Here is an 11,881-nt window from a genome sequence, read left to right as displayed (position 1 = left end):
TTGATGAGTTCCATGATGACGACGGTCTTGCCCACGCCCGCGCCGCCGAAGAGGCCGATCTTTCCGCCTTTCAAAAACGGCTGGATCAGATCGATGACCTTGATGCCGGTCTCGAACATCTCTTCGTGCGTCGACTGCTCGTCAAACAGCGGAGCCGGACGGTGAATCGGCATGCGCGTCTTCTCGCCGATCGGTCCCAGCTCGTCCACTGGCTCGCCGATCACGTTGATCACGCGGCCAAGCGTCTCCTTGCCCACTGGAACGCGAATCGGGCCACCCTGATCGATAGCCTTCATGCCGCGCACCATGCCGTCGGTCGCTTCCATGGCAACCGTGCGCACGCGCCCCTCGCCCAGGTGCTGCTGGACCTCGAGAATGACCGAAATCGGTGAGGGCACGTTGAAGCCGTCGCTGGTCACGCGCAGCGCCTGATAAATCGGCGGCATCGTCGCTTCTTCAAACTGCACGTCCACCGCGGGACCGGAAATCTGAATTACCTTGCCAATGTTCTCTGCCATTTGCTTTGCCTTCTTTTCAGCTTCTAGCTGCTAGCTTCCAGCTCCTAGCTTTTGCTTGTCGGAAGCCTCGCTGCCATCTGATTCTTTCTCGTTGTAAATCTGCCACGAAAACAGCCAGGAGCTAGTGGCTAGAAGCTGGTAGCTCGCCTTTACACCGCCGCCGCTCCTGAAACAATCTCGATAATTTCCTTGGTGATCGCCGCCTGCCGCACGCGATTCATCTCCAGCGTGTAGGCATCGATCATATCCGATGCATTGTTGGTCGCCGAATCCATCGCCGTCATACGCGCCGCGTGCTCGGCCGCCACCGATTCCGACATCGCGTGAAACAGCATCGCCGAAATGTACTGCGGCAGCAGCCCGTTGAACAATTCCTCAGGCGACTGCTCGTATATGTAGTCCACATTCGCCGTGCCGAACTTCTTCGATTCCTCGTCAGCTTCTTCGGTGTCCGCTTCCTCAAGCGTGATACCCGCGCTCAATGCCGCATGTGCAGCCCGCTCGCGCTCTTCTTCAGTCTGCTCGACGGCGCCTTCAATCTGCGGCTTGCCGATCTTGAGAATAGGCAGCAGACGCTCGACAACCAGTCGCTGCGAAATTACCGACTTGAATTCGTTGTAGACGATGTAGGCGGCGTCGATCTCTTCGTGCACATAGCGGGAAATGATGCTCTGCGCCAGCTCAAACACCCGGTGCGCTTCGAGTTTCAGCAGCATCCCCGGATGGTCGCCGGTGATTTCGACTTTTCCCTTGCGCTCGTTGCGAACTTCGCGCTTGTTGCCGTAATCGTCTGTCTGTTCGGTGTAAGTCGCAATCGGAAACTTCCGTCGCATCAGGTCGCGTCCTTTGCGGCCGATCGCTTCTATATCGATTTCCCTGTCGGTGTTGCCGGTGATGAACTGGAATGCCGTCTTGGTGATGTTCGCGTTGAATGCGCCCGCGAAGCCCTTGTCGCCGCTGATGACCACGATCAGTACACGCTTCTCCGGCCGCGTGGCAAACAGCGGATGACGCAAATTGCCGGTATCTTCGTCGAAGATATCGACGCGCCGCGTCAGCGACTCCAGCACGCTGGTGATCATCTTGGCGTAAGGCCGTGCTGCCAGCGCCCGCTCCTGCGCGCGACGCAGCTTCGCAGCCGAGACCATCTTCATGGCCTTGGTGATCTGCCGCGTGTTCTTCACGCTGCGTATCCGTCGCCGTAGATCGAGTACGTTTGCCATAAATCAGCTGCTAGCTCCTAGCCACTAGCTTCTCGCTTGCCCGTTTCTAGCTAGTAGCTGGAAGCTAGTAGCTAGAAGCTGCTTTTACGCCTTTGCTGCCTGCAGATCCGCTACGAAATTCGCCTTGTACTCCTTGATCGCCGCGTGCAGCCGGTTGCGGAGATCATCGTCCAGCGACTTCTTCTTGGTCAGGTCTTCCATCAGCGCGCTCTGCGCCGAATCGAAATACTTGTAAATTCCATCCTCGAATGCGCGAATATCCGTAACATTCAGATCGTCCAGATATCCCTGCGTGCCCGAGAACAGGATCACCACCATCTGCTGCCAGGTAAGGGGCTGGAACTGGGGCTGCTTGAGCAGTTCGGTCAGCCGCTGACCGCGATTCAACTGCTTCTGCGTCAGCGGATCGAGATCCGATCCAAACTGCGCGAATGCCGCCAGTTCGCGATACTGCGCCAGATCGAGCTTCAGTGTTGAACCCACCTGCTTCACTGCCTTGATGGCCGCCGAGAATCCCACGCGCGAAACCGAAAGCCCCACGTTCACCGCCGGACGTACGCCGGAGTTGAACAGATCGGTTTCCAAAAAGATCTGGCCGTCAGTAATTGAAATCACGTTGGTCGGAATGTACGCCGAAACGTCGCCCGCCTGGGTTTCAATCACCGGCAGCGCGGTAAGCGAGCCGCCGCCCTTCTTCGCACTCATCTTCGACGAGCGCTCCAGAAGCCGTGAATGGAGATAGAACACATCGCCGGGATACGCTTCGCGGCCCGGTGGGCGGCGCAGCAGAAGCGAGATTTCGCGGTACGCCATTGCATGCTTCGAAAGATCGTCGTACATCACCAGCGCATGCTTGCCGTTGTCGCGGAAGTATTCGCCGATGGAGGTTGCGGCGTACGGAGCGAGATAAAGCATCGGCGCAGGCTCTGACGCGGAGGCGGCCACGATGATGGTGTGACCCATGGCTCCGGCTTCGGTCAGCGTCTGGACGACTTGAGCGATCGAGGAACGCTTTTGTCCGATGGCGCAGTAAATGCAGATCAGGTCGTTCTTGGCGTTGTTGATAATGGTGTCAAGCAGAACCGCGGTTTTGCCCGTCTGGCGATCGCCGATGATCAGCTCGCGCTGTCCGCGGCCGATGGGAATCATCGCGTCGATCGCCTTGAGTCCGGTGGCCATGGGCTCGCGCACTCCCTGGCGGTCGATGATGCCGGGGGCTAGCCGCTCCACGGGCAGCGACTCAGTGGACGCGATCGGTCCCTTGTCGTCAATCGGCACACCGAGAGCATTTACCACGCGGCCAATCATGCCTTCGCCCACCGGTACGCTCAAAATCTTGCCGGTACGCTTCACCTCTTCGCCCTCGCGAAGCTCCGTGTAGTCGCCCAGAATGACGGCGCCCACCTGGTCCTCTTCGAGTGAGAGTGCGAGTCCCGCGATGCCATGCGGAAAAGCAAGCAGCTCGCCGGCCATGACCTTGTCGAGCCCGTGAATGCGGGCGATACCGTCGCCGAGCGAAGTGATCGTGCCGACCTCGTCCACCTGGACCTTGGAGTCGTAATTCGCGATCTGCTCGCGAAGTAGTTGCGTAATCTCGTCTGCCTTGATCTGAGCCATTTCCGCTCTTCCTATCCTTCTCAGTGGCGGTTAACCACTTTTCGCCAGCTGCTAGCTTCTAGCCGCTAGCATCTAGCCGAATTTCACTGACCTCAAAATTCTCAAACGCTAATTTCTGCAGTCCCGAGCTGGCAGCTAGAAGCTAGCGGCTCGAAGCTATCCTGCAATCAACGCTTCTTTCAATCTTTCCAGCCGCCCGCGAACCGATCCGTCGTACACCGTCGATCCAATTCGCACAACCGTACCGCCGATGATCGACTCGTCGAGCTTGAATGTCGGCTCGATGCGCGATCCCGCCAGTTTGCCCACTCCGGCCACCAACTCCGCGCGCTCCTGAGGGCCTAATTCCCTCGCCGTCACAATCTCCGCCTGACGAATTCCCAGACGCTCCTGCATCTCCGCGCGCCACGCTTCGGCTACTTCGTGAACTTCGCCGATGCGGTCGTTGTTGATCAGCACCGCAATCAGGTTGCGCAACTCGCGCTGCAATCCCATCTTCGCGTTCAGCTTGTCGAGGATGGAGACCTTTTGCGTGGCCGGAACTGCAGGATTGATGAACAGCTCACGCAGATCCTTGCTGCCATCCCATGTGCCGAGGAAATCTTTGAACTGCCCATCCAGCGCCGCCGCATCCAGATGAGCCGAAGCCACAACATCGGCGAACGCGCGCGCGTATCGTGAAGCGAATGCTGCGGCCATCAGTTCTTCCCTCCGCCCTGCATTCCATCATGACCCGTTTCATTCACAAACTCTGCAATCAGCGCACGATCTGTTTCCGGTGTCAGGACCAGCTTCCTTACCGCCTGATCGATTGCGAGGTCGGCTGCGAAGTGCCGGAGCGAACGCGTGGCCTGGGCCGCGGCTACGCCGATCTCCTGCTCCGCCGAGGCGACGATTCGCGCCCTCTCTTCTTCGAGAGCAGCCTTGCCGCGCTGCTCATCCTGGGCGATCTGCTGCTCCACTTCGGTGCGGAATTTCGCAATCTCCTGGTCAAGGCTCGCAAGCTTCGCCTCCACGGCACCGAGCCGCGTGTTGGCGTCCTCGGTCGTCCTCCGTGCGACTTCAATATCGGCCCTGATCTTTTCCGACCGCTTGCGCAGCAGCTTCGGCATGATCCGAATCAGGGGAATCACGATGCCGAGCACCACCACGCTGACGTTGAATATCTCGAACATCCGCGCAGCCGTCTCTACCTCCACGTGCATAAACCGGGCCAGCGACTGCACCACCGACGCATGCCGGTACTGGTCGTTCTCCTGCTCCTCGGTCTTTGCCGCTTCTGTTTTCGGCGGATTCTGGGATTCCTGAGTCGTCGATTCGACGGTGGGTTGAGCCGGAGGCTCGGGGCTCTGCTGCGCCAGTACATGAAACGGCGCGACCGCTGTCGCCAGGGTAAGCATCCCCAACAACGTCAGCCCCAACAACCGGATAGAAACGCGGGATTGCGGCACGTTCTGTTTCAACGGGAACTCCCTGCAGCCACTGGAAGCACCGCACGAACCACTTGATTTGCCAGTTCCCCGGCCGAACCATGGATTGTCTGCCTGGCGCGCTCGGCCTCGCCATCCAACGCGGCTTTCGCCTCGCCCACCTTGACTCCGGCGGCCTTGCGCGCAGCGTCCAACGCGGATTCACGCTCGGCATTTCGCTGCTTAGCTCTTTGCTCCCGCATCTTGAAGATCTCGGCGCGCGCCTGGCGTAATTTGTCGGCATACTCGGCCGCTTTGGCCTCTGCCTGGGCGATCGCCTTGTGGGCATTTTCAACGGCGCCCTCGGTCTTGGCCCGGCGCTCTGCAAGCGTCTTGTTCAGTGGCCCCTGCACCAGAGTCTGATAAGCCGCGACCAGCACCACGAAGAGCAGAATTGTGGGAATTGCGCCGAGCAGAAGCGCACCGAGTTGTTGAAGAATTTCATCCATGTTTGTAATCGGTTAACTCAGGCAGACGGGTACTTCCATCGCGGGTTTCACATTTTCCTGATCAAGCATCGTGACCAGATACGGCTGAGTTGGCACTACCGGCAGGAAGCGACAACCATGCAGGATTTTGGTTTCACAACAGATTCAGGAAAATGCTCTAGAACACCTTTTTGTATCAGGGGCAAACCCCCACGGTCAACGCACCTCGGCGCTATGTGAGAGGGTCCTGTGACAGCTGTCACGAAACGGGAATATAGACCAAAAAAGAACTTGCTTTCCGTTGCAACAGGCCTAAACTAAACATACCACCTAGACCCGGTTCAGGGTCCAGCGGGCAGTCGGTTCCGGGAATCCTTCCACTCTCGAAGCCGACGCGCCCGCCTCTAATTTTTTGGGGGCAAAATTTCTTCTTCCCCCGGCTCGAATTCTTTGCCGCAACCCCAAGCAAACCTCCGTCCGTCGGCTCACCCCCTGGCTTTCCTCTTCCCTCCAAAGACCTGTGCAACACGTCAATCGTGTGTCGCATCTCAGGCAAAGAAAAAGCGAAGGAGATAGGCGTGGGCCACTCAAAAACCCACACGATCAACCGCCCAAGACTAACAGTCAGTCCCTGAGTTCCGCAGAGCGGCGCGCGGAGAATGCCGAGTATTGCCCCGAAGAACTCCAACAAAAGATTGAAGCTCTGCAATCTCAAGTTCCCCCAAGTAGCCCGGCTCGGCGGCGATGGGGACGGAGCCTTAAAAACCCGGGGCATCTGAGGCACACGCACGATCTGCACCTCTATTGCCACGCGCTATAGCATGTTGGCAGGCAGGAGGTGTTTGCCATGTCGGCCCATTCGAGACCTGCAGTGAAATTGAGTGCTGGTTCGTTGTTGCTGATTGCCGGAATAGCCTGCGGACAAGAGGCCACAAATGTGCCGATTGTAACCCTGCGCCAGGAGGTGCGGCTGGTTTCGATCGATGTGCTGGTGACGGGCAAAGATGGCCAGGTCATCCGCGACCTGAAGCCAGGGGACTTTACCGTCACGGAAAATGGGGTAGCGCAGAAGGTGCTGCATGCCGAGGGACATCTCCGCGTTGATTCCCCAGTCCCCGGCAAAGCCGGAGGAGCGGAGGTTGCACACTCCTCTGTCGCGCCGCGCAGTGCGAATACCGGATTGGCCGCAGAAAGCACCCGTCTGAGTAATCGGCCCGTTGATGGCGAGGCAGTCTGGAATTTGATCCTGCTGGACGGCGTGAACGCTTCCGCTGAGAATCAGTCGAAAGCGCGAACGCAGCTTTGGCAGTTCATAAAGACTTTGCCTGCGGATCAGCCGGTGGCATTGGCCCTTATGGGGAGAGACTTGCGCGTGCTGACGACGTTTCAAGCAGGGGTGGGCGGAATCAACAGAATTTTGGCGGCGGGCGCCGCAAATCCCCAAAAGCCCATGCTGACGGACGAGTACAACCCTGACGACCAGGCTATCTTGAACCACATTGAAGCAAAGATGCCCGATAAAGGGGCAGCTTTGAACACTCGGCTCGCGAGCGAAGGACAGGACCGATTGGATCAGAGGGTGAATACGACGATCTCGCAATTGTCCTATTTGACTCAGTGGCTCGGCAGCTATCCCGGGCGGAAGAATGTCTTCTGGCTTTCGACGGGATTCCCGCTGGTCAGTGCACCTCATAATGTTGAGAGAGGAGCCCAATCGAGCAAGAATCTCAAGAACACCAATAATGGAGGGGCGCAGACGGCGCTCGATCAGGAGATGCAACTGGCGCATGTGTCGATCTTCCCGATCGATCTTCGCGGTGTTCTGGGAGACTATCCGGGAATGGAGGATGCCACCCACAACAGCGGCTTGTATGTGGGTTCCGCCGGCGCTCATGCATTGGTATCCGACATGCAGGATTTTGCAACAACGCAGAACGAGGAAATTCTGCAAGAGATTCAAATTGCGAGAGAGACGGGAGGGATTGCGGAATACAACCGGAACGATATCGACGGCATGCTAAAGGATGCTTTTGAGAAGAGTCAAAGCTACTATACGGTGACATATACCCCGGCGGACAAGAAGTGGGATGGCGGATATCGGAAAATCAACATCTCGTTGGACAGGAAGGGGATTTCGCTGAGTCATCGCACCGGGTATTATGCGGTGGATCCGCCGCCGCCTCTGACTAGCGTGGACGATTTCACCCGAGCCTTGCGCAGAGGGGCGCCTCCCGCCACGGGTGTGGTGTTCACAGCCACCCTGAAGAAGGGGGAGAAGAAGCTGCATCTCGATTACGTAGTTGACGTTCACACCCTGGAATTTTCCTCGGGTGAGGAGGAACGTACGGGGAGTATCGATTGCGCCGTGGTCGAGTACGACCACGCGGGCAAAGTTCTGGGGACGGCCGAGATCCACGTCGACGGACGAGCGAAACGAGGAGATTGGAGCCAGTTGGAGACGACTGGATTTCCAGCGCACCAGGCTGTACCGTTGCTGCCCGATATGGCGTCGCTCGTGATAGGGATTCGCGACCACTCTTCAGGAAGATTCGGGAACATGGAAGTCTCGGTGCGACCTTAACCCAGCACACCCATCGCCAGACCGTAGTTGACCCGGAACTCGATTGCTTTCTCCCACAGGGCCGCGCATCCGTTTCCGCCAGCCGATTATTCTCCCCCAGCCCTCATCCTGCCGGCATCTAACCGCGTCTACCCTGCTGTACGACATTGGCCGGCACAACGAGCATTTTGCCGGGAGACATCAGGGAAACGGGCGCTTATTGATGCAAGCAACGCCGGAACCCCCAAGCAGAATCGGAGGATTCACAATGCAGTTCAAGTTCCTAACTCTCGCACTCGGGGGCCTTATCGCCCTCGGCGGCGCCAACGCCGCTTTCGCGCAGGACACCCCTCCCCCACCCCCCATGCAGGATCAAGCCGGACCGCCCCACGGTGGCCGCGGCATGCGCATGGACCCCGACCAGCAACTGGCCCATCTCACCAGCGCGCTGAACCTCACAACCGATCAGCAGAGCCAGATCAAGCCTCTGCTTGTAGATCGCCAGCAGAAAATGCAGGCGCTCATGCAGAACGAATCGCTCTCGCAGGAAGACCGTCGCGCGCAGATGCGTACCATCTCCCAGGGCACCAACAACAGCATCAAGGCCATCCTGACCGATGAGCAGAAGCAGAAGTTCGACACCATGCAGCAAAACATGCGCCGCAATGGCCCTGGAGGCGGTCCCGGCGGCCCCCCTCCTCCGGCTGGATCAGTTTCTCAACCCCAGAACTAGCCACGTTGCAGCAAAACGCCAGGGCTTTTAAAAGCCCTGGCGATTTTCCTGCGCTTTTTCAGCGAGTCCGCCTGAATCGTACTCTGTCTGGCGTGCACCTGGGCTGCTCAATCTACTTCATCGATGCGGGTGCATCGGTCTTACTTCTGGTCAACAGTCCCTGCACGCGCAGCCACGTCTCCAGCAATCCTGGCCACTGATCCATCGAAGCATCACCCTTGCCCAGACCCGAACCGTGCGGCCCACTCGCAAAGATGTGGCCCTCCGCCGGAACACCGGCCTTGATCAGTGCCTGATAAAACCGCAGCCCCTGCTCCACCGGTACCGTTTGATCGTTTGCGGTGTGATACCAGAAGGTTGGCGGCGTCTTTGCGGTCACAAACAAGTCTGGAGAATAGGCCACGCGCAGTGCTTCACACTTGTCCATCACGTTGAACAGCTTGCAGTAGCTGAGATGCGAAGTGTCGCTTGAGATCGCTCCGATCCACGGATATCCCAGCACCAGGAAATCCGGCCTGCTCGATACGCGCTCAATTGGATCATTGGCGTCCGGATTGCCCTCCACCGGTTGCGTTGCGGCCAGCGCCGCCAGGTGACCACCCGCTGAGAACCCTATCATTACAATGCGATTGGGGTTGACGTGATAATCGCTGGCCCGCGCCCGCACTGTCTGGATCGCCCGCCGCGCATCCAGCAAAGGAACAGGCAATAGGTACCCGTTCGAACTCAGCCTATAGCTCAGCACAAATGCACGGAACCCCCGCGCAGTAAACCAGTCTGCGATCTGCCGGCCTTCCAGATTCGCTGCCAGGTGCGTATATGCTCCGCCCGGCAACACTACCACCGCCGATCCGTTCTCATGGCCTGGTTGCGGATCGAAGATCGTCAGTGTCGGCGTGTCTTGGCATGCCGTTCCCCTGGCCTGCGGAGCTTCTCCAGGCCACAGGCGTATCGTTTCGATGCCAAGAAACGCGCTGCTTTCACCCGGCATCGCGCAGGGTTCTTTTTGCGCCTGCGCTACAGCCACGATCCCACAAAGAGCCGCCACCGCCAGCATCCGCCTCAATTGCAATCTCCGATCATTGCGGGGAATTATACAAGTCGCTCCATTGCCGCAAATCCGATCCTTGCCGGGGCAACTTGGTAGTGCCTTTCGGGCACTGTTACCGTAGCACCTTCGGCATCGCCCTTTCCCTTCGATCAAGGTGGCACACTCAATACGATGGCGTCTTGCCCACAGTGCGAAGGGCTCATGGAGAGTCTCAGCTTCGAGGAGCCGCGGGAGTATCTCGAACTTGCTCGCCGCCTCTTGAATTCGGTAAATGATGGAGCATTCACCGTCACTGAAAGCACTTGCTCCCTGCAAGACCTGTTTAACCCGGAGTGGCCCGGCGAAGAGGTTGAACACAACTTTCAGTGCACCAGCTGCGGCCGCACTTATCAGCTGTTCGCAGACACATACCACGGCCGCGCCGGCTGGGGACTCACCGGCCCTCCGCGCCCCGTGCCAGAACTCCCACCGGAACCCAAGTCAGAGGTGGGAATCTGGATGACCGCCCCCTCCTCCAGCGCCCAATGAACAAAACCTGAAGAGCCTTCCAGAGAAGAACCTCTCAAGTTGTCCCTTATCTTTGATCTCTGATCCCTGTCTACATCCAAACAGCCTTATGTCCCGGACAGGGATCCGCTGCCAGCACTGTCAACGTCTCTGCCAGCTCGAATCCATGGCGTGCGAAGTAATAGGCCGCCCCGTGCACGCGCTCCTGCAGAATGCCTCCAGGATTCAGCGCCCGCTCGATAGCATCTGCGTGGCGTCGGAGCGAACCCTCCCGCTGCATCTCGAAGTTTGCGGCCAGCCGCCGCAGCCGGTTCATCTGGTAGCGCATCTTGCTCGCAGCCGTCTCAGCAGATCGTCCCAGACCCGCGTCCATCGCCTTCATGTACTCGAGCAGCGGTCCGAGTTCCTCATCCAGTGCTGTTCCCGCCGCGGAAAGCTTGCGCTTGCCTTCGATGGGCATCGCCCGTGCAGCCAGAAGTTGTGCCAGCGAATCCGCGGTCTCTTTGAAGATGTGCTCCAATCCCAGATCATGCTTCCGAATCAGTTCCGCAATCGCGGGCTCAATCAACGTGGCCGAAAGTCTTGGCTCCGCCGCTGTCGTTCTGCCCAGGATGCGCTCGTACAACACAGCCGACTGTGCGAAGTACGCAATCTCGGCGGGTCCACCCACAATCAGCGAGGTTCCGAGGAGATAATCCTGAAACACGGGCCGCAGCAGCGCCGCGGGGGAAATCCGTTCCGGCTCAGCCGTCAGCACGCCCACCAGATCCGCGGTCGTGAACTTCTCACGTCCGGCCTGCCACAAACCGTTCGGCTCGGCGGCTGTTGGCGCCATCCTCTTGAGCGCGATGCGCGCTCCGCTGCGCTCATCAATCAGAAACAAGAGGCTGGACTGCGGCGCCACCGTAACCTGTGCATGATATCCCGCCGTCTCCAGCGCTTTGATTCGCTCCAGCAGCGCCGCATGCAGTTCATCCGCTCGTTCGATTGCCGCTCGCAGAACGGGCGTCCCGAGGCGATGCACCTCGGTCCCGGCGGCGTCCAGCACCAGCAGCCCCTGGGCGGCGAAAGCTTTCGAATAGAACTCCGCAAATGCCTGCCCGAAGGTACGTCCAGGCTTGTATGTCGACACCAGGGCATCCATGGCATCGGATGAGCCCAGCAATTCCCACGCCTGCTCGATGAGCGGCTCGATCGTTTCGTCGAGCACTACGCTGCCAACCGAGACGGGATTCGACGGCGTCTTCGCATAGATCAACTTGAGAAGTTCTTTTCTGGACGGGAATGTAACGTGATTGATTTCGGCGAAATCATGGTCTTCGGTCGCCAGCCAGAAGATGGCCACGTGTGGCTGTCCCGCTTCCGTTGCCTGTCGAGCCCGCGCCAACGCGGTTGCGGCCTTGAACGGCGTATAGAGCGGGCCGCCCAGCAGGCCCACCTGCTGCCCTGTAAGGATCGTCCCCGCGCCAGCCCGCAGTGCATTCAGTGCCGGCGCCGCAGCCGGGGATGCATTTTGCCCGGCGAGCAGATCTACGACTTCACTCCAATGGTCGGGTAGAGGACATCGCTTCTGCCAGCCCGTCTCGCGCGGAAGAGATGCATAAAACGGACGAACCGCTTGCTCACCGGCGCAGAAGTCCACGAACAGCCGGCTTAGTCCGGGAACCACGTCGATGGGATAACAGTCTGAACTCGGCAACGCGTACCTTTCGATACATTTGGCTTGGCTGAACGCCGGGAGCTGAATCCCGGTTCCTGGGGATCGAACAGAAATT

The 11,881-nt window shown here is 58.8% G+C and carries 10 protein-coding genes and 1 pseudogene; 3 read left to right on the top strand and 8 right to left on the bottom strand.

Going from position 1 to position 11,881, the window contains the following annotated elements; translation table 11 throughout:
• The 6 genes and pseudogenes from WA354_RS17885 to WA354_RS17860 all read right to left on the bottom strand — a co-directional run.
• Window positions 1-518, bottom strand: a pseudogene (locus tag WA354_RS17885) (F0F1 ATP synthase subunit beta); the annotation flags it as partial.
• Between the two features lie 149 nt (window positions 519-667).
• On the bottom strand, window positions 668-1,741 hold the full coding sequence (locus WA354_RS17880; protein ID WP_472814379.1) for a F0F1 ATP synthase subunit gamma: 1,074 nt from the start codon (window positions 1,739-1,741) through the stop codon (window positions 668-670).
• 84 nt (window positions 1,742-1,825) lie between these two features.
• A complete protein-coding gene (gene atpA, locus WA354_RS17875) occupies window positions 1,826-3,358 on the bottom strand; it encodes a F0F1 ATP synthase subunit alpha (RefSeq protein WP_472814378.1) in 1,533 nt (510 codons plus the stop codon).
• Window positions 3,359-3,514: 156 nt separating this feature from the next.
• Entirely contained in the window at window positions 3,515-4,057 is a 543-nt protein-coding gene (gene atpH / locus WA354_RS17870; RefSeq protein WP_472814377.1) for an ATP synthase F1 subunit delta, read from the bottom strand.
• Window positions 4,057-4,821 (bottom strand): F0F1 ATP synthase subunit B family protein, encoded by a 765-nt coding sequence (locus WA354_RS17865; protein ID WP_472814376.1) that lies wholly within the window; start codon window positions 4,819-4,821, stop codon window positions 4,057-4,059. Before WA354_RS17865 ends, atpH begins: the two co-directional genes overlap by 1 nt.
• A complete protein-coding gene (locus tag WA354_RS17860; protein ID WP_472814375.1) occupies window positions 4,818-5,276 on the bottom strand; it encodes an ATP synthase F0 subunit B in 459 nt (152 codons plus the stop codon). The genes WA354_RS17865 and WA354_RS17860 overlap by 4 nt, the downstream gene beginning before the upstream one ends.
• Window positions 5,277-6,102: 826 nt before the next feature.
• Here WA354_RS17860 and WA354_RS17855 point away from each other — a divergent pair.
• The gene (locus WA354_RS17855; protein WP_472814374.1) at window positions 6,103-7,836 is read left to right on the top strand and encodes a VWA domain-containing protein; all 1,734 of its coding nucleotides are present in this window, start codon (window positions 6,103-6,105) and stop codon (window positions 7,834-7,836) included.
• Between the two features lie 247 nt (window positions 7,837-8,083).
• Window positions 8,084-8,548 carry a hypothetical protein gene (locus tag WA354_RS17850; RefSeq protein WP_472814373.1) on the top strand — a complete coding sequence of 155 codons (465 nt, stop codon included), beginning with the start codon at window positions 8,084-8,086 and terminating at the stop codon, window positions 8,546-8,548.
• 112 nt (window positions 8,549-8,660) lie between these two features.
• Here WA354_RS17850 and WA354_RS17845 read toward each other — a convergent pair whose 3' ends face one another.
• The gene (locus WA354_RS17845; protein WP_472814380.1) at window positions 8,661-9,605 is read right to left on the bottom strand and encodes an alpha/beta hydrolase; all 945 of its coding nucleotides are present in this window, start codon (window positions 9,603-9,605) and stop codon (window positions 8,661-8,663) included.
• Between the two features lie 195 nt (window positions 9,606-9,800).
• On the opposite strand from WA354_RS17845, the gene WA354_RS17840 reads away from it, so the two are divergent.
• Entirely contained in the window at window positions 9,801-10,127 is a 327-nt protein-coding gene (locus WA354_RS17840; protein ID WP_472814372.1) for a hypothetical protein, read from the top strand.
• A 70-nt stretch (window positions 10,128-10,197) separates the two neighbouring features.
• Here WA354_RS17840 and bshC read toward each other — a convergent pair.
• On the bottom strand, window positions 10,198-11,881 hold a 1,684-nt coding region (gene bshC / locus WA354_RS17835; protein WP_472814371.1), incomplete at its 5' end, for a bacillithiol biosynthesis cysteine-adding enzyme BshC.

This window comes from Occallatibacter sp. (assembly GCF_049802275.1).
GTDB lineage: Bacteria > Acidobacteriota > Terriglobia > Terriglobales > Acidobacteriaceae > Telmatobacter.
The sequence above is the reverse complement of the archived record's forward strand: the minus strand, read 5'-3'. Positions and strand labels throughout refer to the sequence as shown.